Raw genomic sequence first — 24035 nt, forward strand, 5'->3', positions numbered from 1 at the left:
AGTGATTAAACGGCGAGTCTAAACGGCTCGCCGTTTGTTTTGTGTAGTAGACAGCTGAGCAATTCTGCTTGGCTGTTAATACCGAGCTTGGAATAGATATTAGCGCGATGAACACGTTCGGTCGCTGGGGAAATAGCAAGTTCCTTGGCGGCATGTTTTGAGCTGCGGCCTGCGAACATAAGCTTGGCTAATTGTGCTTCTCGTGGAGTTAAGTAGGTGGCTGTAAACTGTTCAATGGCTTGGTCAAACAGGGAATCTAGGCTGAGTTGAGCATCAAGCTTCTTCTGGTGTTGATCAATCAAGTGCTCGATGGTTGGAAGCCAATGTTTAACGCGTTGGATCTGCTCGCTACGAAAGCTATCGTACTGACTTGATAAATCGACGATCAACCATATGTGATGACTGTCGTGATGGGATGGTGGAGTGATGACCAACTGATCTTTAATAGACTGTTGTAAGCAGTAATTTCGCCATAAGAAGCTGAACATTTTGTCCGCAGGGAACTGCCCAGTTCTTAGCGGTCGATAGAGCAAACTTTCGGTTTGCAAAGGTTGGTATCGGTGTTTTATCGATGATAGAAGCTTCTCAAGGCTCTTCTGCTGTTTAATACCGCCCAAAAAATAGTCGAGCTTAACCTGGTAATCACAGCTTCGTATTGCGCAAAATGCATCGTGGCGAATAATTTGTTGGAAGACTTTTTGCAGCTCAGTGTAAAAACTATCTTTGCCGCAATGCTCATACATCTTTGCAATATTTTGCTGCTGAATTTGGGTGATAAGTTTATCCATAACATTTTCTCCATACAAAAAAGCCCCCCCAAGGTGGGAGGGCAACAGCAGGGATTATTGAACTGTGTAAACAGTCTGACCTTCGAGTACTGTTTCTAGTACTTTAATCTTATGTATATCAGTTGGCGTGATCTCAAACGGATTCTGGTCGGTGACGATGAAGTCTGCAAACTTACCCGCTTCGATAGAACCAATCTCGTCCTCACGATATTGAGCGTAAGCACCACCAAGGGTATAGGCTTCTAGTGCTTTCTCTAGACTGATCTTTTCTTGTAGCCCAATCGGCTCAGGCCCTGCACCGCCTGCTTGACGACGTGTCATCATGCTTTCAATTGACGGCCATGGGTTTGCATCTGCAGCGACCGGCCAATCCGAGCCGACCGAAGTCTTCACACCTTTATCTACCAGTGAACGGAATGGGAAAATCCAAGACAGGCGTTTCTTGCCAACATCCGGTTCAATCATGTCAGTGTGCGGCCCCGGGTACCAGAAGTATGGAGAGAACTCCGCAACCGCATCGTACTCTTTAAATAGCTTTTTATCGGCAGGGTTTACGAACACAGTATGGGCGATACTATGACGCAATGTACTGCCTTGTTTTCGGGCATTCCCAATCCCTTCCAAGCCTTTACGGATCGCACCATCACCTACGGCGTGGATTTTGACGGTAAGGCCTTGTTTATCATATATCGCCATTTGCTTTAGAAAGTATTCGGGGTCATTACGGTAGTAACCTCGATTGTCGGTCCCTTCAAACGGGTCAACCATGACCGCTGTTTGGCCGCCAGCTGATCCATCAAGCACAAACTTCACACCGATGACTTCTAGCTTTTCGGTGTTGTATCGTTTGTGATTTGCAATCGCTTCTTTTGCGACATCACGCATCCACTGCGTATTCCAGTCAATTGGGTCAGTAATATATGCAGAGATCCGAACGTTGAGATCCCCTTTCTTTTCTAGGTAGTTGTAACTATCAAGCATCCATGCTCGCGCCCAAACATCTGAGATACTAGTGATGCCCCAACTGTTGATCATATCGAACGCAGGCTTAACCCCTTGGTCGGCAATCTCTTCACTTGAAGGGCGATCTTTGAGGAACATTTCCCAAGCTAGGTTTGCGGCTGTTTCGCGTAAAACCCCTGTAGGGTTGCCTTCTGCGTCTCTATCATAGGCTCCACCCACAGGATCGGGAGTATCTTTTGTCACACCAAGTAGCTCTAGTGTTTTACTATTAACGAGTGCGGCGTGCGCTCCAATATCCCAGAAAAAAGCGGGTCTATCAGAAACGTATTTGTCCAAAATTGAGTAATGCGCAGGCTGGTTAAATACGTCAATTGTGCCACCATGCTCTGGCAACCAGTTGATAGGCCCACCAAATACCCACTTAGCCTCAGGCTTATTTTTTAAGAAGTCTTGGATTTGCTGGCCAAACTCTTCATAGGTGGTGTTGTAGTTGGTCATGACGTTCATAACGTTTTCAGCCACCATGTCTGGGTGGATGTGGTCATCAATGAAGCCCGGCATGACAAATTTTCCACCTAAGTCGACTATTTTTGAGTCTGAAGAGGCTTTCTTTTTCAAAGCTTCAGTCATGCCGACTTCAACAAATCTTCCCTCAGAAACGATGAAGCCATCCGCCCATGGCTGGTTCTTGTTAACAGTATAAACCTTGCCATTAACGTATATGGTGTCTTGGCTGAGTGCAGGTAGGCTTAAACTAATAGCAAGCGCAGCAAGTCCTAATTTAAATTTCATTTCGATCTTCCCTTGTCGAATACAGTTCGCTGGAATCACCGACAGCAGATCAATTTGATCTCGATAATTTAACAATGCATTTACAATCTAATCATCTCGATTTGAAGGTGCAAATTTAAATTCGAATTTAATCGAGAAGTGTGAAATACAGATATGCAACTGATTTTATTTGAGATGCACTATTTTGTTGCTAACAGTTTGATAAATATGGGATTTTAATTCTGGTTGAATTCACAAGTTAGAGTCATGGCTCTATATGTTATAAGGTAACAACTATTTGTTTTATGGCGAACTACTAAGCAAGTTTGTTGGGTAGGATGGTCATTTCTCAGGGCTTGAACGTTACTTAAATATGCTTTCCTCAATTATGCATCTACATCAATTGGACTATTTCGTTTTAGAGCGGCTAAGCAATACTTGAATAGAAGTTTATGGACAACCATCCGTTGATAAGGAAAAAGATGATGAATCAAGGAAGAACACTTTTAGGCAAGAACAAAACTTTGCTTGCTCTAGCTTGTGCGTTGAGTTTGAGCGCTAATGTGCATGCGGTGAGTTACTATGAGCCCAACCCACAGATGGACGCCAATTTGGAGCGCTATGGTATCAGTGTTGAGAACTGGGAATTCAATGCCAATCAGCGCTTTACGATGGCTGATTCTCATCTTAATCACTATCACGCTGTGGTACCGACCAAGGAAGTAATGCCACTCACTTTTGTAGGCGGTATGGATATTAGCCAAATCAAAAGGCCAGACGTTATTCCAGGAAAAGAGATCAGTTTATATAACGTGATGCGAGACCGAGCGTCGATTCAAAGCTATGTGATTTTGAACAAGCAGGGACAAATTATTGCTGAAGATTACTGGTCAAATACGGATAAAGACACGAAGCATCATTTGATGAGCGCTCATAAATCATTTTCTTCAATGCTATTTGCGATTGCTGAACAAGAGGGTTTTCTAAAGCGTACAGATAAGGCTGGTCAATGGATCCCTGAGTTTGAAGGAACACCATGGGCAGAGATAGAGTTGCAGCACTATGCGGACATGACTGCGGGCATTGACCAAATGTACTTTACTCGCGAGGGTTATCATAACTGGGGTATGCCAGATGGTGTGACGAGTTGGGACAGTGCTATGTCGACGGTTGTTGGGTACAACGGATTAGTAGAAAAAGATGGAAAGTTACGACCGCCCGCTGACGCTTTGGGAGACATCAGCTCATTTGGAGAGTATTTGCGCGCTTTCGCCCTCAAAGCGAAACCCGCTTGGGAGCCAGGAGTCGCCTATCAGTACCGGGATCTGAATACCGAAATTATTGCAAGAGCGTTTGAAAATGCTACTGAGATGAATTTGGCAGAGATCTTTGAAAAATATTTGTGGACCAAAGGCGGTTTTCAGCAATCAATGACGCTTTACGTCAATCAAGACAAAGAGTCACTGGCGTCGGGCTCGATGAATACCACTGCTAGGGATTTTGCTATTGGCTCTTATTTGATGGCCAACGATGGCAAAAACTGGAAGGGCGAGCAGGTGATCCCGTTAAGCTATATTCAAGAGATCAAATATGGTGATGATCTAGTTAAGGCAGCATGGCCGAAAGTCTCTTACGAGTATATGTTGGCACCACAAGCATTTTACAAAAACCAGTGGCGTACTATTACCCATCCTGAATCAGGGCGTACACTTTCAATGATGATCGGGGTTAATGGTCAGTGGTCTGCATTTGACCATGAAACAGGGGCGTCTATCGCTACGTTTGGTGCCATGCGAGAGCATACAGGCTTGCGTTATGTCCAGCTTTACCTCTTTGACATTTTATTCCCGCTGTTTGATGAAATAGCCAAAAAGCAGAGCTAATGATGCCGTGAAATAAGAAGAACTGCGTGCGCAGTTCTTCTTATGCCCCGTTGATGTAGTGGCTAAAGCAGTTTACAGAACCTTGACCACGTCATCCATTAATAGGCGTGCTTTAGGTAGGCCGTGATTATAATCCTCTTGATCTTTGTGATACCCCATCGCCAGTGCTACTCCGACAATGTGACCATCCAATTCTTCTTTGAAGAGCTCTCCTAGCAAATCAGAATCGATGCCTTCCATTGGGGTTGAATCGATACCTAAACGAGCCAAAGCATGAAGAGTGTTGCCCAGTGCTAGGTAAGTTTGTGCTTTTGTCCATTCACCATTAAAGCCGTTCTCGTCGGTATTAAATTCAGCAAATGCATAGGCACCCATGAAGGCATCGTACATATCTGCTGGCAGGTGACCAGAGGTAACTTCCGCATCCACACGCTTGCTGAATTTTTCTTTGGTGAATTTAGGGTCAAAAGCAAACAAGATGGTGTGTGATGCTTCTTTTGCATGTGGCTGGTTGAACTGATGCTTGTTGGCATAAGAGTCGTGCAGGCGCTGTTTCGCTTCGTCACTCTCAATCACGATGAACTTCCAAGGTTGAGAGTTGATGGATGACGCAGAAAGGCGAAGTGCTTCTTTGATTACTGCCATGTCTTCAGCAGAAATACGCTTCTCGGCATCGTATTTTTTTGCAGTATAACGGTTTTTTAGGTCTGTAATGATTTGATGAGTCACTTTGTCTTCCTCGTACTTAAAACTCTTTAAACCGAGATATCTCGGGGATGGGAGGCATTTTGTGCGTAATTGGTGGGGAGTTCGATAGTTGGAAGTGCCAAACATTTTGGATAAAAAGGTCCATAATAATTATCGGTAATCGGTAATCGGTAAAGGGAAAGTGGGGGACTGGTAAATGGTGCAGAGCAGGGTTTGTTATTAAATGCTTTATGGGGTAGGCGGGTTGGTTATACTGGTGGGATAATATGAATTAGGGAAAATAAATAAGATGAAATCAACCAATATTGCGACGATTGCGGTGCATGGTGGTGATCAGAAAGATAAAGGGAATAACGCAATCTTTCCACCTATTACTACTGCCAGTTCGTTTATTCAGCCGAACTTGGGGGAAGGGGGAGAGTATTGTTATTCAAGGTGTTCGAATCCCACTCGTAGTGCTTATGAAAGTGCACTGGCGGAGCTGGAAGGTGGTGTTTATGCCACTGCAACGGCATCAGGCATGGCAGCGACAGCATTGGCATTGGAGCTTGTGGACCAAAAGAGCCACTTGATCGTGATGTCGAGCGTTTATGGTGGTACTTACCGTCTATTTGAAGATTTACGACGTAGAACCTCTGGGCTTGAGTTTAGCTATATTGACCTCAATGACCTAGAGGGTGTTGAACAAGCTATCCAAGATAATACTGCAATGATCTGGATAGAAACGCCAACCAACCCTTTGTTGGAACTTGTCGATATTCAAGCAATCTGCACGCTCGCGAAGCAACGCAACATTCTAACTTGTGTGGATAACACCTTTTCTACCGCATGGAATCAACAGCCTATCACTTTGGGTGCAGATTTGGTGATGCTCTCAACCAGTAAGTATATTGGCGGGCATTCAGACCTGATTGGTGGCGCTTTGATAACCGCTCGTCAGGATATCGCCACTTTGTTGGATAAATACAAAACCACGGTGGGGGCGATTGCTTCTCCTTTTGATGCATATTTGGCATTGCGTGGGATGAAAACCTTAGATGTGCGCATGCAGCGACAATGTGAAAATGCATTGAAAGTTGCTGAGTTCTTAGAAAAACATCGCAATATCGTGGAGGTGCATTACCCTCAATTACCTTCACATCCACAATACGAACTTTGTTTGCGCCAGATGAAAACTGGTGGCGCTGTGGTGACCATCCGTCTTAATGGTGGTGAAGACCAAGTGCGTCATTTCCTTGGCAAGCTTAATTACTTTGTACTTGCGGAATCTTTGGGCGGCGTTGAGAGCATGGTTAACCACACTGCCTCGATGTCCCATGGCTCTGTGCCTGTTGCTGAACGTGAAGCAATGGGTATTTATTTCGAAACCCTTAGGTTGTCGGTTGGCATTGAGTCTGTAGAAGACCTGATTGCTGATCTTGAACAAGCTTTGGATTATTAAACTCAATTCACTGGAGAGGATATGTTTTCACAATCCGTTATTGAACAGCTTAAGTATTATGTCTATTTCTTGAGGGACCCGAGAAATGGCAATGTCTTTTATGTTGGTAAAGGGAAAGGAAACCGTATCTTCAACCATGCTGAGTGTGCTTTAGAGTCTGAGCATGAAACCGATAAGCTCGATACTATTCGAGAGATATTGGCCGCAGGACACAAGGTACAGCACTTTGTGCTTCGGCATGGTTTAGACGAATCAACCTCTTTTGAGGTTGAAGCCGCATTGATAGATTTTGTTGGTTTAGCGAATTTGTCCAATTTGCAAGGTGGTCACTATTCTAGTGATTTTGGGATAAAAACGACCGATGAAATCATTGCGATGTACTCAGCTGGAGAGCTTGATACCGACATTCCGATCATCCTTATCAATATCAACAAGCAGTATCATCGTGATATGACGGCGCAGGAGTTGTATGACGCGACTCGCCAAGCTTGGGTGATTGGTACTCGAAGGGAGCGAGCGCAATACGCTGTTGCCACATATCGAGGGTTAACTCGCGAGGTGTATCGAATTGATTCTTGGTATCCGATCACTGACTACGGAAGATTGCGCTGGGGGTTTGAAGGTAAACTAGCAAGTGATGATGTGCGTAAGCAGCTCAGGTACAAGTCTATATCCACGTATTTTACTAAGGGCGCAGCTAACCCGATTAAGTATGTAAACTGTTGATTAATTAGGCTTTTGGATCATGGCTACCTAGTCTGTTTGTCGTAAAGTCTATACCATGCGCTCCATGTTACATCTTTAAGAGAAGTGTTCATGGAGCCAACCGTTATTCTTCGTGATTATAAGCCTTGTGACTATTTTTCGTGTGAAGCCTTGATCAATGAGGTCTGGCCATTTGAATCTAATTTTGCTTCGAAAATTGTAGGCGATTATGCGTTAAGGTTATTCACCACCAGCCATATCTTCACTAGTAACCACGCTAAAGTCGTTGAGATCAATGGCGAGATTGCTGGGCTGCTACTTGGCAAGGTCGATCAAAAACCTGAGTCTAAGCCTTCAATACAGCAGAGACTATTTCAATACGCTTGTGGGCTTAGATTTTGGTTAGCGCAAAGTGTCCCCTGGCGAGAGAAAAGAGCGCTAAAGAGTCGTATCACCGAGCATCAAGCTGCTTGGCAACAGTACAGCCATTTAGGAAACGAACTCTCCTTACTGGTGATTAACCCAAACTATCAAGGACTTGGATTGGGGCGAAAATTGTGGCACGTTTACTTAACTACTTGTCAGCAGCTCCAAGCTAAAAGCGTTGTTTTAGAAACGAGTCAGGTTGGGGCGGGAGCCTTGTATGAAAAGTTAGGTTTTGAAAGGGTGGGCCAGTTTGATTCTCCGCTTTACCAAACTTTTTATCACCGAACACAAGTCTATGTTTACCGATACCAAATCCAGACATAAGGAGATGATTTGGACATTCAAATTCGCCATCTAGAAAATACCGATAGTCAGGACCTGTTTGATATTTATCGCCACACCAGCGTGACTCAAAATACCTCTCAGCTGCCCTACATGAGTCGAGACAAAGTCGACGGTTTGTTCCTTGGAGACGACAGCAATTACACCCTAGTGGCTGAAGCGGATGCTAAAGTCATTGGTCATGTCACTTTGTTTCTTTCTCATAAAATAAGAGACCGACACTGTGCTGGTATCGCCATTGGTGTTCATCCTGACTTTCACGGTAAAGGCGTGGGACGTTTATTGATGAACAGCGCAATTGATCAAGCGGATAATTGGTTGAATTTGATCCGGTTGGAGTTAGAAGTGCTAACCAATAATGTTGCGGCAGTGCACCTATATCAAAGCGTTGGGTTTGAAATTGAAGGCACTAAGCGTAAGAGTACATTTTTTGATGGTCAACTGAGCGATTTGCATTTGATGGCGAGGGTTCGCTGAGTACACTCGATTAATAAAAAACGCCCCTAGCGAAGCTTCGCTAGGGGCGTTTAGCTTTTAAAGGTCAAACTTTAAAGAAATTGAGCTGGTTTTGCTGCTCTTCAGCCAACTCCGATAGCTCTTTACTTGCTTGAGTCGACTGGGTGACACCTGCAACGTTTTGGCTAACCAGCTCGTAAATAGTGCTGATGTTACGGTTAATATCCGCTGTGACTTGGCTTTGCTCTTCAGCGGCCGTTGCCACTTGGGTATTGATGTTAGCCATTGCGTTAACTGATTCAGTGATACCTTCCAGTGAATGGTTGACCTCAGCGCTCAGAGCACGGTTACTTTCTAACACTTCCATGCTCGATTGCATGTTGGAGTTGGCAACGGCCGACTGCGCTTGAAGCTCTTCGATAATTGATTCGATTTCCATGGTCGACTCTTGGGTTCGAGCCGCAAGCATACGAACTTCGTCAGCAACTACAGCAAAACCTCGGCCGCTTTCACCAGCGCGTGCTGCTTCAATCGCTGCATTAAGTGCAAGCAGATTGGTTTGCTCAGAAACGCCACGGATCACTTCAACCATTGAGCCAATCTTCTCTGATTGAGTTTGCAAGTTAGTCACGACATCAGCGGCTTGAGCAAGCTGTGTTGCCATAACATCGCTTGATTCGATCGCCGCTTGGAATTTTTGCATGCTCTCCATCGCCATTTGATTGGCAAGGTTTGATGCGTTGTCTGCATCTGATGCGTTGGCGTTAACGTTGTTTGCTGTACTTTCTAACTCGTTAACCGCAGAAGAGACTTGTTCTACTTCGTATTTTTCTTGCTCACTATTAGCGTTGGTTTGAACCATCACCGCAGACAGCTCGGTGGCAGCCGCTGCCACACCGCCACCAATTTGGACCAAAGAGCTCACCATGCTGTTGAGATGCTCTGTGGTTGCATTAACGTCTTTGGCAAGTGCTGCAACTTCGTCAGTCCCTTCTACCTCAGCGCGAACTCGCAAGTTCCCTTTGGCGATTTGTTGCATGACCTCTTGCAGCGCTTTTATTGGCTGAACGATAAGACCTGCAATCCACCAGCAACCCACTAAGGCCAAACCGATGACAGCAATAATGCTCCAAGTCGAACTGGTCAGAATCTTGGAATGGTGCGCTTCTTTTTGCGTAAGGACTGTAGAAGCAAGTTGGTCTGTTTGTAGAGCAAGGTCATCTACCGCTGAAATAAGCGCTTCACCAAGCTGACCAAAGCGGTCAATGGTGTTATCGCTAGCGGCAACCGAAACTCCCTGCACTTTTGCATTGGCAAATGGAATCAGACGTTGCTGTACAAAGTTAACGTAATCTTGGGCACGTGCCTCGAAGGTTTGAGTGGCGTTCGCTAACTCTGGGTGACGCTTTAGTTGCACCGTCAGTTGCTTCAACTGAGCATGACTAGAGGCCATTTGTTGGCTTAAGCCTGCGATGCGATCACTGTCCGCTAGGCCATAGATGGCAGCAATTCTCATGCGGAAGCTGATTTCATCGAGATCAGAAATCACCTCTTTTTGTTTGATCAGGTTGTCGACGGAGTACGAAACTTCGTTGAAAGCCTTATCCAGTTGGTTACTCGCAAAGAAAATACCACTTGTCATGACAACCATGATGATCAGCATTGGGATCATCACCTGCGTTTTAATGGACAAGCTCTTGAGCAATTTATTCATACCTAGCTCTTTTCGTAATCATTATGAAATTTGTAGAGCGGTTATTCTAATTTTATGAACGCAAATATGAAACTGAAAACCTAGAAATGACGCCTAATTTTTCCCATATAAAGCAGTTAGTTAGCGGAATGCTGTACGGCTGTGCGAAATTTGTACGTAATTGAGAGGCTTAGAAGAAATATTTCACATTGTCATAGAGGCTTCAATTTTGTGTAACACAACTGTCATCTACGAATTCTAAAGTGAGCAGCGTTCAAGTAAACACAACGGCAATAATGCCTCTTAAGGAAATTTGTGATGAAAAAGACAGTAATCGGTGCATTAGCTCTTCTAGGCACACTAACAGTAAATCCAGTTCTAGCGAAAGAAACTATTTCTGCAGTGGGCTCAAGCAGCGTTACTCCATTGATGGAAGTTTTCTCTGAAACATACATGAAGCAAAACTCGAACGTATTTATCGAGGTTCAAGGCCCAGGTTCATCTGCAGGCGTACGTGCTGCTAAGACAGGCACAGCAGACCTAGGTATGTCTTCTCGTAACCTAAAAGACTCTGAAAAAGAGCCTGCTCTTATCGAAGAAGTGGTTGCTCGTGACGGTATCGCAGTTGTTGTTAACCCAGCGAACAAGCTTGAAGGTCTAACTGCTGCTCAAGTAACGGCAATCTACAAAGGCGAAATCACTAACTGGAAAGATGTTGGTGGTGCTGACAAGCCAATCGTAGCTATCACTCGTGATACGGCTTCTGGTACTCGTGGTGCATTTGAAGACATCATGAGCCTTAAGAAGAAAATCTCTGGTAAGAAAGTTTCTGCAATCTCTCAACGTGCTCAAGTTGCTAACGGTAACGGTGCACTGAAAACTATGGTTGCTTCAAACCCATACGCAATCGGTTACATCTCTCTAGGTACGGTTGACGCATCAGTTAACGCTCTAGCGGTAGACGGTGTTCCAGCTACTGTTGCTAACGTTAAAGACGGTTCTTACAAGGTAGCTCGTCCTTTCCTAGTTCTTTACAAGAAAGGCACGCCATCAGCTGAAACTCAGAAATTCCTAGACTGGATGCTAACTGACGCTGCTCAAGAGCTTGTGTCTAACAAAGGTTACATCCCAGTAAACTAATAGCGGTTAACGCTTACTTAAATTGTTGCTCAGCTCGCGAGAGCTGAGCATTTTTTCCCATTCCGATATTGTCGAAATGAGTATTTTTTATGTCCATCGCATTAGATAATGATAACTCTATGTCGAGTCAAAATAACCAGCCAAAAGTCAGCACGCTTCGTACCAAAAGCGGCGTTGATATGAAAGAACGCTTCTTTCATGCCCTGTTTCTAACCAGTGCAGTCATTGGTATTGTCTCGCTAGCAACAATCGCATACTTCATTGTTGCTGAATCTATTCCTGCATTCCAAGAAGCTGGCGTTAGCGGCATTGTTCTTGGTCAAGACTGGCTACCACCTGCACTTTATGGTGTTGCAACTATGATTGTGGCGTCGGTCGTATCGACGCTCGGTGCGGTTGTGGTTGGTGTGCCTATCGGTGTTTTAACGGCGATTTTTATCGCTGAAATTGCACCAAAGCGAGTGGCGGATATCATTCGCCCAGCGGTCGAGCTTCTTGCAGGTATTCCATCGGTCGTATATGGCTTCTTTGGTCTAGTCATCATCGTTCCGCTTATTCAAGACATCTTTAATGTGCCTGCGGGTAACACTATCCTTGCCGGTATCATTGTTCTTGGCGTGATGATTCTTCCAACCGTAATCACGGTATCTGAAACATCTATCCGCGCAGTGCCTCGTAGTTACAAAGAAGGCTCACTGGCACTGGGTGCTTCAAAAATCTTTACCATTTTCAAGCTGCTTGTTCCGGCGGCGCGCTCGGGCATCATGACTGGTGTGATCTTGGGTATCGCTCGTGCTTTGGGTGAAACCATGGCAATTATCATGGTGATGGGTAATGCACCAGCCATGCCAGAGGGTCTACTAGACTCAGCACGTACACTAACAGCTAACATCGCAATCGAGATGTCTTACGCAAGTGGCGTTCATGCAAACGCACTGTATGCGACGGGTGTAGTGCTGCTGGTATTTATCATGTCACTCAACGCTATTCTTCTATACCTGAACCGTCAGAAGGCGAAATAAGATGAACACGCTAAAGCTAAAACAAGCTCGTAATTTCAAAGACAACATGCTGAGTGCGTTCGTTTGGATTTCTGCGGCGCTAACAGTTGGTTTTCTATTCTGGATTATCTGGTACATCCTATCTAACGGTTTGAAACACGTTGATTGGGCATTCATTACCGATAATTACACTCGTACTGGTGATGAACACGGTATCTTCCCGATGATCGTATCAACCATATACATGGTTGTTGCGTCGATTGCCGTGGCTGCGCCACTTGGCATCATGACGGCTATCTACCTAACAGAATATGCGAAAGTGGGTAGTCGCCTAGTTAAAATCATTCGATTCTGTACCGAATCATTGGCAGGTATTCCATCGATTATCTTCGGTCTGTTTGGTATGACGTTCTTCGTTACCATTCTAGGTCTTGGCTTCTCGATCCTGTCAGGTGCGTTAACACTATCGATCCTTATCCTGCCTGTAATCATCCGAACCACGGAAGAAGCACTGATGGCAGTTCCGCAGACTTACCGTGAAGGCTCTTACGGTTTGGGTGCTTCGAAAATCTACACTATCTGGCGTCTTATTCTTCCAAGTGCGATGCCTGGTATTCTTACCTCGGTCATTCTAAGTATTGGTCGTGTCATTGGTGAATCTGCTCCTGTATTCCTAACGGCGGGTATGGTTGCACGTATTCCTGACTCTCTGTTGGATTCAGGCCGTACACTAACGGTTCACCTATATAAGCTAACTACAGAGCTGTTCACTATTGAAGAGTGGAATCAAGCTTACGGTACAGCTACCGTTCTGATTGTAGTGGTATTGATTATCAACATGCTGACGAAGCTGATTGCTCGTAAATTCAACACAGCAACTTACTAACAGATATTTCAATGTGCGCCCAAGAGCGCAGTGATGACACAGACAGAATTTAAAGAATTTAGAGATTAGAACGATGAACAAATTTGATATTGAAAACCTAGATCTATATTACGGCGACAACCAAGCACTAAAAGCGATCAATCTGCCGATCCCAGCTCAGAAAGTAACGGCACTTATCGGCCCATCAGGCTGTGGTAAGTCGACGCTTTTACGTTGTCTTAACCGCATGAACGACCTTATTGAAGGTGTGACTATCAAAGGCAAACTGGATATGGATGGTCAAGACATCTACGGCAATGTTGACGTAGCAGACCTTCGTATCAAGGTGGGCATGGTATTCCAAAAACCAAACCCATTCCCAATGAGCATCTATGAAAACGTGGCTTACGGCCTGCGTGCTCAAGGCATCAAAGATAAAAAGCACATTGACACTGTGGTCGAGAAATCACTACGTGGTGCAGCGCTATGGGATGAAGTAAAAGACCGCCTTAAATCACATGCATTCGGTCTTTCTGGTGGTCAGCAGCAGCGTCTGTGTATCGCACGTACAATCGCGATGGCGCCAGACGTAATCCTAATGGATGAGCCAACGTCTGCACTCGACCCAATTGCTACTCACAAAATCGAAGAACTGATGGAAGATCTGAAGAAAGACTACACCATCGTTATCGTAACTCACTCAATGGCACAGGCACGCCGCATCTCAGACCGCACGGCATTTTTCCTAATGGGTGAGCTAGTAGAACATGATGTTACAGAAAACATCTTCACTGAACCAAAAGATGATCGCACTAAAGGTTACGTTAACGGTGACTTCGGTTAATCAACCCAATTTACTGGCACATTAATTATAACTATAAGCGATGGTACTTATTGCCCCTCATTGAGGGGCTTTTTTCGTTTAGCTCCTTTTTTCGGGGACAGGCACTAAATAGAGATTTTATACGATTACGAGCGAATACGACGAAGACTGAATACGAGGACAGTCTATCTACTGCGATCTACTGGAAGATTATTGCAAAGACTTCTTGTTAGAGAAACAGGAACACGTTGGGAGTGATAACTACACATATATAGGCTGTTATGGCCAAAAAACGTGTTTCTATTCGGGTTTGAATAATCGATACGATCTTAAATGGCCAGCGGTTGCTGGGATGCTTCAATGTGTGGTTTCAAACCGAGTTATTCGAGTGCGTAAAGATGGATTTTAGATTTGTTTAACGCAACCTTGGCATTATCAAGGTGAGAGTATGCACCTATGGCGGTCGCACTTCCTTTTTCTAGTTGAGTGCAGGCTTTTAACCAAGAGTTTGAGGTGATATTGAGCCTAACCAAAATCGGAGGTAGTGCGTTGTCTACTTTACATTTTTTCTCTCTGAACAGTCGTGCGGTCCAATCTACAAGTTCAATGTAATCCAAAAGTCGGAAAGGCAAACCGTATTGCTTGTTCTTATTAGTGATTCCTACAAAGGGGTGTAGACAGGGAGCATTTTCATTTTTGTAGTGAAGTGCTCGTATACGTGATTTAATCGAAGTGAAATCTGAGCCTTCTGGCGTTTTAGCTATGCCCGCTCGTATAGGGTTTAAATCAACGTACGCCATTGCAGCAGCAAGCGCTTTTTCATCCAACAGTGCTTGGCTTTTGAAGCGGCTTTCCCAGAAATGTCCTGTGCAGTTGTCTTCTCGATTAGCACGACAGGCGATATCGTAATTGAGTTCTTTCATAAACCAACTTAGCGACCATAAGCGTTTTCGCCACGTTTCGATAATATCAAAACACTTTTGTTCTTCCGCTTGGCAAGCTAGCTGATTTTTCTGCCATTTTTGGACAATTAAAGGAATCTTGTGAGTAAGCTTCCAGCGCTCTACAACCTCATACGGAGTCAACGTTGAAGCTTTCTCTCTATTGATATGAAGAACAACGTGAAAATGATTACTCATCACCGCATAGGCACAAACATCAATACAATAAGTGGATGTTAGGGATAGTATTTTCGATTCAATCCACTCCCTACGGTGCTCGTAGCTAGTGTTTGTACTCTTATCAAAACCACACAGGTAACTTCGTCTCACACAACGAGAAACGCAGTGATAATAAGGCGTAGCTTCAACGGATACTAGCTGTTTTCTTGCTGTAGTCATGAGGTCTAGAGAAAGTGGATTTGCCGTTAATTTAGCAGTGTATTGCAAATAAGAGCGGGAGCTAACGCATCATCATGGCAAAATCAGTCTAGATTCATACTTTTTGGTGTGTGTCCCGGTAAAGGGGGCTACTTTGCTAGTTGGGCGTTTACTGCGGAGATTTGGTGTGTGTCCCGGTAAAGAGGATCTACTTTGCTAGTTGGGCGTTTACGACTAGATCTCGGCATGCTTGGATTAGCATCTCTAGTGGGACTTTGACGAAGTAAACGGACATCGCGAGCACCATTAGAGGGTCGGCGTAGTTTGCGTATTGAGCCCATGGCGTGATTTCCATAATCCATGCGGTGATGAAACCGGCCATTACTGCAAAGCTGATTAGGGCGTCCATCTGCCATTGTGCGGCTTCTGCGTTAACAAGGGGGGAGTTGTATTTTTTACCTCGTCTTGCAATAAACCACCAAGCATAGCCACAGCCAATGACGTTTATCACACCAAATAGGGTTGCGATAGAAGCATCAACTTCGCGACCACCATTCATGACGGCTACGATAGCGGCATATATCGAGACTGAAACGAGTGCGAGGATCACCATGGCTTTAATCGCAATCACTGCTGGCTGAATGATCGTGCGGCCATGGCTTTTCGCAAAATCACTGCCTTGGCGAATGTACCAAGCGGCAGTTAGCGACAATAAAGTTAACAGTAAGCTGATAAGTGAGTAAACGCCGTCAAAAACGATCACCATAGAACCTACCCACAAACCGAGCACCATGCCCATGATGGCAAAGCCAGAAGAGAGTACAGCGGAGAATGTTAGGATCTGTTTTTCGTTTTTGTCAGTTTTTGCACACATACAATATCTCGGAAGTTAAACACGATATCAATCAGCATGTTAAGTTGTCGTTTTCTACTGCTTATAAACGATTTTTACTGATGTGACTGATGAGTTCATTGTTTGCATATAACGCAGAATTAGCAATTTACGAATTGATGAAAGGTGTCCACTGTTTGGTGTGATTTCTAACGAATGTCGATAAATCAAGGTCTTAGCGAATTATATTGGCGTCATTAAAATTGACGCTGACTGATGGTCAGTATTCAAATAAGTAGTCACTTAGCTTGTCTGCAAGCCAAGTCATGCTCGGGTGCTCGCTCATACCTGTGCGGGAAAACAGGCAGTAATCCTCTTGAGTGAGGCCATAGGTGTGTTTGATCACGGCGAGTTTTTCTTGGCGAAGTAGGTGGCGTATCAATGGCTCTGGCAATACTCCCCAAGCGTCATCTCGAACTAAGGTGTCGAGAATATAATCGAAGCTGGAAAAACCAATATAACGAGTGGAGAAGGGCGCAAGCTCGGGATTATCTTTTTCATTCAGATAGGCCATAGACGCTTGGGTTGAATTACGTAAGTCATTATCAGATACCCGTGCCATTTTGCCTAATGGGTGATCTTTGCGACACACAGACATCATGCGAATTTTGCCCAGCGGCTGATAGGTGATGTTGGGATCTTCGATGCGCTCGTAATCAACCCCAAATGCATAATCGACTTGTTCCGTGGCAACCAAGTTTTCCAAATCACCACTGGATGCCAGCACTATGTTATATGAAGTTGCAGGAAAGCGTCGGTTCAGCTCATAAGAGAGGTCTTGCCAAAGCTCGTCTGGAATTGCGTCGTCGCGAGCGATCCACACTTCAGCGTTAAAATCGCTATTGGCTTGCAGACAGGTTTGTTGGATACGGCTTTGTATGGCGAGCAGCGTTTCGCAGTCTCTATAGATGGCTTTGCCCGCTTCCGAAAGCTCTAAGTGGTTGCCAGTTCGGTTAAACAGTGCGGTATCGAGCTCTTTTTCTAGTGCCTTGATAGACATGCTCAGTTTGGTGCGATTGCATTCCAACTGACGAGCGGCCTCGGATACTGAGCCCAGTTCGGCAATTTTTACAAACGCTTCGATTTGCGACAAATTCATAGCAACACAACAGTCTAAACAAAAGTACTCATGCGCCAAATAGTAACGAGTTTCTATGGACTTAGCTACGCCCTCCAGTGAGGTTGCATTGAGCGGATCTCGTCGAGCGATTCAGGATTGGCGATAGCGCCCTCGTTCTCGACAACTTTTCCCTCTAGTATCTGTTTCACAGCTATCTCGACCAACTTGCCAGACTTGGTTCTTGGCACCTCACCAATAGGCAGGACCAAATCCGGCTCGTGCCGAGGAGAGCAGTGAGTTCGTAGCGAAGATTTAATCTCGCTGATCATCTCATGACTGAGCACACGACCGCTTTCGGTTTGAACAAACAGCACCATACGCTCGTCACCACTTGCCCCCCTTTGTCCCACTACAACCGAGTCTATTACCCCTTCCAGTTTATTGATTTGTTGATAAATTTCCGCACTGCCGATTCTTATTCCACCGCGATTGAGTACAGCATCACTGCGCCCATAAAATTGAAACCCAAGATGAGAAGACTGGCTCACTTCGTCGCCATGGTGCCAAGCGTTAGCAAACTTCGCCCAGTAGGCGTTGTGATAGCGCTCGCCGTTGTCATTACTGAAACCTATAGGCTGATTGGGAAAGCTATTAGTACACACCAGTTCCCCTTGGGTATTGAGGACAGCATTGCCATTAGCATCAAAGGCTTTAACGCTTAGACCAAGCCCAGCTTGTTGGCATTCGCCTCGATACACAGGTGATATTGGGTTCCCTAAAACAAAGCAGCCACAAATATCTGTTCCTCCTGAGATTGAAGCCAAATGGAGGTCCTGTTTGATTGAATGATATACAAAGTCAAATTGATTTGGATGAAGCACGGACCCCGTAGAGCAGAGGGTCTTTAATGAAGATAAATCATGATGCTTGACTGGCTGATAATTGAATTTTTCAATCGCCTCTAGATATTTGGCAGAAGTACCAAAAAGGCTCACTTCGTGCTTTTCCGCCATTGTCCAAAGGGTTTGATTGTCTGGATAACAGGGCTGCCCATCATAGAGTACGATGCTCGCACCTGATGCCAATGCGCCAGTCAACCAGTTCCACATCATCCAGCCACAAGTGGTGTAGTAGAACACGGTATCAATGGCGTGAATATCACAATGCAACTGGTGCTCTTTGACTAAGTTCAGTAATGTGCCACCAACACTGTGAATGATGCACTTTGGCTTACCTGTTGTGCCCGAGGAGTACAAAATAAACAGCGGACTGTTAAACGAGACACGCTCATAACGCATCGCTTTAGCTTGGTAGCCTTGCTGAATGTGGTGCCACTCTGCAAAGCCATCTTCACTGTTTGGATGCAGGTAATTGATTTGGCAGACTTGCTCAACGCTGTCTAATGCTGTTGCGAGCTGATGATTTTTGTCTCGCATGGTATGGGCTTGACCATTAAAGGTATAGCCATCGACGACAAACAATACTTTGGGCTTCACTTGCCCAAATCGCTCGACGACGCTCTCCACGCCAAAGTCTGGCGAAGTAGAGGTCCAGATTGCTCCTCGCGCTGCCGTCGCCAGCATTGCAATCAAGGTCTCAGCAATATTGGGTAGATAACCTGCGACCACATCACCAACACCCACGTGGCAGTCTTCAAGCCACTGGGTTGCGACAGACACTTGATCGCATAAAGATTGCCAAGTGATCTCTTGCGACTCGGCACGCTCATTTTCGCAATAAATCGCTACCTTATTTGGAGTATGGAACGCTTGTGCAAGTAGGTTCTCGGTGTAGTTGAGAACACTGTCTTCAAACCAAATAGTATCTCTTGCCTCAATGGGGTGCTCAAACTTAGCAGGGCCGAGCTGGCAAGTATTGTTGCCTTGAGTGCCAATGATGTCAGCAAATCGCCATAGCGTCTCCCAAAATAGATCTGGGTTTTCAACAGACCACTGGTGGAGTTCATCATAGTTTTGCATGTGTAGGCCATGCTCGACATCTACTCTCGCCAAAAACTGTGTCAGCAATGCGCGTTCAATTCGTTGTTCGCTAGGTGTCCACAAAGGTGGGGTGCGCTCATCCATATCATTATCTTTATTATCCGCTCTATAAAAAGATAGTTGCCAGCAACCAAGTTGCAATATTCGCTCGTCGACCCAAGTTCAAAACTGTGCGATGTGAAGGAATTCAAACGCCTAACATTTTCGATGCGGCTCCAATTGGATATCGGTTGTGATATAAAGATAACTTATAAAAAGAGAAAGAAACCTAAGGGAAGTTGCATGATTAAGCTGGCGGTGATTGGCACCAATTGGATTACACAAAGTTTTATTAACGGGGCACTTAAAACGGGGAAATTTGCGCTAACGGCGGTCTATTCACGCCAAAAAGCGACAGCCCAAGCGTTTGCGAAAGAATACCAAACCGATGCTGAAATTCATTGTTTTGATGATTTTGAAGGGTTCTGTTACGCAAGTGATTTTGATGCGGTGTATATTGCTAGCCCAAACTCTTTCCATGCGCCGCAAGCGATAGCATTGCTTAATGCAGGTAAACACGTGATTTGTGAGAAGCCATTAGGTTCCCACATCGCAGAAGTCGAGGCCATGTATCAAGCCGCTGAGCAAAGTGGCACGGTTTTGTTTGAAGCATACAAAGCGCCTTACTTACCTAACTTCAAACAGATTAAGGCCAACCTTGAGGCGATCAAACCGATTCATCGAGGCCATCTCAGTTATTGCCAGCTCTCTTCTCGTTACGCCAAGTATCTGGCTGGAGAGAATCCAAATACGTTTAACCCTCAATTTTCAAATGGCTCTACCATGGATATCGGTTACTACTGTTTTGCCGCCGCTGCAGAATTGTTCGGGGAACCAAACGCTATCCTAGCCAGTGGTGAAAAGCTGGCGTCTGGAGTAGATGCTCATGGCAGTGCAATTTTGAAATATGACGGGTTTGAGATCCTCGTCAGTCACTCTAAAGTTAGTGATGGTTTTGCGCCGAGTGATATTCAAGGTGAGCAAGGCACCCTATCTGTGGCGTTTATTTCTGATCCAACCCAAGTCACCTTGCACCGTAAGGGCGAAGACGATCTCGACCTGACCCAAGCGACCGATGAGTGGACCATGCGCTACGAAGCAGAGCATTTTGCATCGCAAATAGAAGCGGGAGAGATGGATGCTAGTGCTGTGAATCGGTCGAAAATCACCGCTAGAATCTTAACTGAAGTACGCCGTCAGGTCGGCGTGGTGTTCCCAGCGGACTCGGTGGGCTAGTATGATCAAACTTTGGTGGGGATTAGCAGCGAGCATGGCAAGTATTTCTGCCTATGCACAATGGGATTATCAAATACTGATGGATGATAAAAATCCAGCGGTAGCGATAGTGGAAGTAGACACTTCATCTCACCCCTTGATCGAGCTGATCCCTTCCAAAAGTTTGCATCAAAGCAGCTATGCCGTTGGCGTAGAGTGCCTCTACCCACCTCCTCGTCCAGAGTTTGTTGCCCAAGCACCAGATGGCTTGGGCATTACAGCAGCTCACGTCGAGCAAAAAAATAAGCTCACTCAAGAACAGATGTTAGCCGCACCAGACCCAGCGCCTTATTGGTTGCAAATGGGCTATGGCACCAGTCTTCAGTGTGAAAAAGTGCGCTGGAAACTAACATTTGAACCGGTCGATGAGAATGGCTTTGATATCTCAGTCCAAGCTAACAGCTACACGCCATCATTGGGTTGGCATCTGATTAGTGAATGGGACTCTTTTCCTCGCCTTAGAGGGGCACAGCGAGGGCAAATCTGTGTTGAGAAAGAGCGCTGTTACCTGCTACCAAGAGAGGAGCAGGCGGCTTTACTGTTTCCAGTAGGTATGAATGCAATCTCTCTTAATATTGGAAAGCAGCCGTTAACCTTATATACCGACGTAAAAGGTTTGGTCGAACAGGCAGACCTGTGGCAACCAATGTTGGAGCGTCAGTTGCTTTATTTGCGTGGCGTGTTTCATGCTCGAGCGACACAACCAGTAGAGCTGATTGTTGTAGGCAAACAAACTGGGGAGCTTGAAGGGCTTAGCGCTTATCGAACGTATCTGATCAACTGGCCTTTAGCAGAAGAGGGTGCTTTGTCTTCGCAGGCGCTCAAAGTACTAGCACAGCATACCATCAAGTTTATTTCTGGCCTTCAAGCGCCATTATGGCTCAATGAAAGCCTGACCGATTACTATGCGCATAAATCTTTATCTGATACCGAGTTTGCCCTTGAGGATCCGCTTGATGATTGGCGAGACTTCGCCGCTGAAATGGAGCTGAACAATTACGGCCTGTATCAAGCCAGTCGCAAAGTGGAAGCGGGTCAAGAGAAGTATCAAGCCTTGTTCTCCTCCAAAGGCGTTGCATTCTGGTTGGAGCTAGATTTGCTTTTACAGCGTAATGGATCATCGTTGGATCTGCATTTAGCAACGCTGAAGCAGTTGTTGGCAGAGCAAGAGCCGACCAAAGTCAGCCTACCTAAAGCGTTTGTAGATTCAGTCAAAGAAATCGTCGGTAAAAAGGCTTATGCGACCTTATACCGACAATATCTTCAAAGTATTGAGGAGTAGGCCCTATGCGTTCATAGACTGCTGGGCCTGCGCTAGAGATGCGTCAAAATCATTAAACACTTCTTCTAGTGCTTGAGTCGCCAGTTCAAAGTACGCCTGTGCTTTGACTAACGGTTGATCCAAAATGACCTCTTGCTGGATGGTGTCGAGCAATTTGGCGGTCTTATTACCTGTGCTCACACGTTCGATGGCTTGGTGAAGGTAACTTAGCCGAATACGGTCGACACTGGTGCAAGTTTGCGCTGCTGCGACACCTGTCCCAATCGCACGTGCCTGGCCGATGTTTTCTGCGGTAACCAACAGATCTTGCCAAAGGTAGCGAATTGAGCGGTTGTCCTTATCTTTGAGCTCATATAAACGGTGTTGTTCTGCAATGTCATCAATGAGGAATAAGACATTGGCGATAAGTTTGTTGTGTTGCTGCAAATTATTAGATGCGGTTTGCTCAGTAAAACTTTTTGATAAGCGCTGCCAATGTTCAGATATCGCCAACCAGTTTTCTTGTTTAGCCAGCCATGCATGGTTGTGATTGATGCGTTGAACTAGCCTTTGAATATCTCCTTGTAATGGTGAGATCCTTTTTTGAAGTTCGTTGTCACCGCAAAGCACACCATTGGATAGACCACGGTGCTGCTGAATTAGGCCAAGCAGTTGACGGTAGAGCAGTAGGCAGTTTAAGCCCTGTTCAAACTGCTTAAGTTCTTTGCTTTTAGAATGTCGGTTTAGCAGCACGAGCGTGACAAGAAAAGATGCGACCAACGCAATCGCTACCAAGATGCTGGTTGTTTGTAAACTCATTTCCATGTTCGATTCCCTCTAACTAGCCATACTTTGTAGGTGTTCCGCCACGCTGGCATTCTGTTGCGCCATAAATGCGTTTCTTTCGGCGGTTTGGGCTATCTGTTCCATGCTTTCAGAAATTTCTCGCGATGCGATCGCTTGTTGCTCGGAAGCGGTTGCAATCCCCCCAATTTGACTGGTGACTTCTTCATTGGCACTCAACATATTCTCAAGGGCTGTGCTGGCTTGAACTACACTTTGCTGGCATTCAGCGGTGGAAGTCACTACTTGCTCCATTTGTTGCACCAATGTGCCCATGCTGGAGGTAATTCCATTGACCTGATTGGTGATGGCATTAGCAGACTCATGACTGCGCTGTGCAAGTGACCGTACCTCATCTGCGACAACACTAAAGCCGCGACCTTGCTCGCCCGCTCGAGCAGCTTCAATGGCAGCATTAAGTGCCAGCAGGTTGGTCTGCTCTGCAATTTCGCGGATGAATCTGGACATGGAGACTACATTGCTTAGCTCTTTATCTAACAGGTGCATGCTTTGACTGGTTTCAGTCACTTGCTCATTGACGCTAACCACTCGCTGTTGAGTTTGGGTGAGCTCTTTTTTGCCCAGACGGCTAAACTGATTACTCTCTTCCATCACCAAGCGTGTGCTTTCTATACGCCCAGAGACCTCATCAATACTTTGCGAGATCTCAGTGGCCGCAGAGGCAGATGTCGTTGTCGCATCGGCTTGTTCTTGACAGTGCTGTGCAACCTCAAGTGAGTTATTGGCGAGTTCTTGGGCCGAAAAGCCCATTTGATCACTGACTGATTTCACTTGGCTAAACTTACGTTTTTCCAATCGAACCATATCGTCGAGAAGAGGGTAAAGCTGGTGGAGCAGTACTAGTTGGTGAGAGTCAAACTCAACACTATTCCCGGAGCGAGCCTGCTCTACATGGTCAGAGAATATTTTTTGGTCATCCGACAATATGTAGAGCACTCGCCAAGCGAGTAAACTGGTACATGCGAGTAGCAACATGGCTTGGAATGTAAAGCCGAGTAGAGCAAGAAGAGCGCCTAATAAAAGCATCACTGCGATCACTCTTTTTGCCCCATTAATCCCTAGAGACTGATAATATTTGCGCATAGAACTATCCTTATACCAAACGCATTTATTTTATTTTTTAGTAAGTTAAGGCAAGTATTGTTCCAGCGTTTGCATTGGCTTTAAGCCTGTGATGGCTAACTTTATGTTTTTAATAACTAATATCGAATGGCATACCCAGTGAGCTATTTATGAAAGGATGTTCTATATTGGTGTTTTGCACTATTTTGGTTTGGTGCAATGCACCAATTTGTTGCGCTCAGGTCAGTGCTTAGTGTT

The 24035-nt window shown here is 45.3% G+C and carries 20 protein-coding genes and 1 pseudogene; 11 read left to right on the plus strand and 10 right to left on the minus strand.

Features of this window, described 5'->3' with window-relative positions:
* Positions 1-5: 5 nt before the first annotated feature.
* Together J4N39_RS16575 and J4N39_RS16580 are read right to left on the minus strand one after the other, a co-directional pair.
* Positions 6-788: a LuxR C-terminal-related transcriptional regulator gene (locus J4N39_RS16575; protein ID WP_252025972.1), complete on the minus strand. Its 783-nt coding sequence runs from the start codon at positions 786-788 to the stop codon at positions 6-8.
* A gap of 54 nt (positions 789-842) precedes the next feature.
* Complete coding sequence (locus tag J4N39_RS16580) at positions 843-2543, minus strand: amidohydrolase (RefSeq protein WP_252025974.1); 1701 nt, start codon at positions 2541-2543, stop codon at positions 843-845.
* Between the two features lie 461 nt (positions 2544-3004).
* On the opposite strand from J4N39_RS16580, the gene J4N39_RS16585 reads away from it, so the two are divergent.
* Positions 3005-4405 carry a serine hydrolase domain-containing protein gene (locus J4N39_RS16585; protein ID WP_252025976.1) on the plus strand — a complete coding sequence of 467 codons (1401 nt, stop codon included), beginning with the start codon at positions 3005-3007 and terminating at the stop codon, positions 4403-4405.
* 72 nt (positions 4406-4477) lie between these two features.
* Here J4N39_RS16585 and J4N39_RS16590 read toward each other — a convergent pair whose 3' ends face one another.
* On the minus strand, positions 4478-5134 hold the full coding sequence (locus J4N39_RS16590) for an NAD(P)H-dependent oxidoreductase (RefSeq protein WP_252025978.1): 657 nt from the start codon (positions 5132-5134) through the stop codon (positions 4478-4480).
* Positions 5135-5402: 268 nt separating this feature from the next.
* On the opposite strand from J4N39_RS16590, the gene J4N39_RS16595 reads away from it, so the two are divergent.
* The 4 genes from J4N39_RS16595 to J4N39_RS16610 all read left to right on the plus strand — a co-directional run bounded on the left by J4N39_RS16595 (position 5403) and on the right by J4N39_RS16610 (position 8504).
* Complete coding sequence (locus J4N39_RS16595) at positions 5403-6554, plus strand: trans-sulfuration enzyme family protein (RefSeq protein WP_252025980.1); 1152 nt, start codon at positions 5403-5405, stop codon at positions 6552-6554.
* A gap of 21 nt (positions 6555-6575) precedes the next feature.
* A complete protein-coding gene (locus J4N39_RS16600) occupies positions 6576-7280 on the plus strand; it encodes an LEM-3-like GIY-YIG domain-containing protein (protein WP_252025982.1) in 705 nt (234 codons plus the stop codon).
* A 90-nt stretch (positions 7281-7370) separates the two neighbouring features.
* Positions 7371-8009, plus strand: a complete 639-nt coding sequence (locus tag J4N39_RS16605; RefSeq protein WP_252025984.1) for a GNAT family N-acetyltransferase — start codon at positions 7371-7373, stop codon at positions 8007-8009.
* Between the two features lie 9 nt (positions 8010-8018).
* On the plus strand, positions 8019-8504 hold the full coding sequence (locus J4N39_RS16610; RefSeq protein ID WP_252025986.1) for a GNAT family N-acetyltransferase: 486 nt from the start codon (positions 8019-8021) through the stop codon (positions 8502-8504).
* 64 nt (positions 8505-8568) lie between these two features.
* On the opposite strand, the gene J4N39_RS16615 is transcribed toward J4N39_RS16610, so the two are convergent.
* The gene (locus J4N39_RS16615) at positions 8569-10197 is read right to left on the minus strand and encodes a methyl-accepting chemotaxis protein (RefSeq protein WP_252025988.1); all 1629 of its coding nucleotides are present in this window, start codon (positions 10195-10197) and stop codon (positions 8569-8571) included.
* Between the two features lie 297 nt (positions 10198-10494).
* On the opposite strand from J4N39_RS16615, the gene J4N39_RS16620 reads away from it, so the two are divergent.
* The 4 genes from J4N39_RS16620 to pstB all read left to right on the plus strand — a co-directional run bounded on the left by J4N39_RS16620 (position 10495) and on the right by pstB (position 14026).
* Positions 10495-11316, plus strand: a complete 822-nt coding sequence (locus J4N39_RS16620; protein WP_252025990.1) for a phosphate ABC transporter substrate-binding protein — start codon at positions 10495-10497, stop codon at positions 11314-11316.
* A 119-nt stretch (positions 11317-11435) separates the two neighbouring features.
* Positions 11436-12338, plus strand: a complete 903-nt coding sequence (pstC, locus tag J4N39_RS16625; RefSeq protein WP_503064171.1) for a phosphate ABC transporter permease subunit PstC — start codon at positions 11436-11438, stop codon at positions 12336-12338.
* 1 nt (position 12339) lies between these two features.
* Positions 12340-13203, plus strand: a complete 864-nt coding sequence (gene pstA, locus J4N39_RS16630) for a phosphate ABC transporter permease PstA (RefSeq protein WP_252025994.1) — start codon at positions 12340-12342, stop codon at positions 13201-13203.
* Between the two features lie 73 nt (positions 13204-13276).
* The gene (pstB, locus tag J4N39_RS16635) at positions 13277-14026 is read left to right on the plus strand and encodes a phosphate ABC transporter ATP-binding protein PstB (RefSeq protein WP_252025996.1); all 750 of its coding nucleotides are present in this window, start codon (positions 13277-13279) and stop codon (positions 14024-14026) included.
* A gap of 359 nt (positions 14027-14385) precedes the next feature.
* On the opposite strand, the gene J4N39_RS16640 is transcribed toward pstB, so the two are convergent.
* From J4N39_RS16640 to J4N39_RS16655, 4 genes and pseudogenes are all read right to left on the minus strand, one after another.
* Positions 14386-15345: a transposase gene (locus J4N39_RS16640; protein ID WP_252025998.1), complete on the minus strand. Its 960-nt coding sequence runs from the start codon at positions 15343-15345 to the stop codon at positions 14386-14388.
* A gap of 208 nt (positions 15346-15553) precedes the next feature.
* Positions 15554-16198 (minus strand): annotated as a pseudogene (locus J4N39_RS16645) (cation efflux transmembrane domain-containing protein); the annotation flags it as partial.
* 238 nt (positions 16199-16436) lie between these two features.
* On the minus strand, positions 16437-17315 hold the full coding sequence (locus J4N39_RS16650) for a LysR family transcriptional regulator (protein ID WP_252026000.1): 879 nt from the start codon (positions 17313-17315) through the stop codon (positions 16437-16439).
* Between the two features lie 65 nt (positions 17316-17380).
* On the minus strand, positions 17381-19360 hold the full coding sequence (locus tag J4N39_RS16655) for an acetoacetate--CoA ligase (RefSeq protein ID WP_252026002.1): 1980 nt from the start codon (positions 19358-19360) through the stop codon (positions 17381-17383).
* A 198-nt stretch (positions 19361-19558) separates the two neighbouring features.
* On the opposite strand from J4N39_RS16655, the gene J4N39_RS16660 reads away from it, so the two are divergent.
* Together J4N39_RS16660 and J4N39_RS16665 are read left to right on the plus strand one after the other, a co-directional pair.
* Complete coding sequence (locus J4N39_RS16660) at positions 19559-20551, plus strand: Gfo/Idh/MocA family protein (RefSeq protein WP_252026004.1); 993 nt, start codon at positions 19559-19561, stop codon at positions 20549-20551.
* A 1-nt stretch (position 20552) separates the two neighbouring features.
* On the plus strand, positions 20553-21872 hold the full coding sequence (locus tag J4N39_RS16665; protein ID WP_252026006.1) for a hypothetical protein: 1320 nt from the start codon (positions 20553-20555) through the stop codon (positions 21870-21872).
* 3 nt (positions 21873-21875) lie between these two features.
* On the opposite strand, the gene J4N39_RS16670 is transcribed toward J4N39_RS16665, so the two are convergent.
* Complete coding sequence (locus J4N39_RS16670) at positions 21876-22676, minus strand: hypothetical protein (RefSeq protein ID WP_252026008.1); 801 nt, start codon at positions 22674-22676, stop codon at positions 21876-21878.
* Between the two features lie 12 nt (positions 22677-22688).
* On the minus strand, positions 22689-23798 hold the full coding sequence (locus J4N39_RS16675) for a methyl-accepting chemotaxis protein (protein WP_252026010.1): 1110 nt from the start codon (positions 23796-23798) through the stop codon (positions 22689-22691).
* Positions 23799-24035 lie beyond the last annotated feature (237 nt).

It is taken from the genome of Vibrio sp. SCSIO 43136 (assembly GCF_023716565.1).
GTDB lineage: Bacteria > Pseudomonadota > Gammaproteobacteria > Enterobacterales > Vibrionaceae > Vibrio.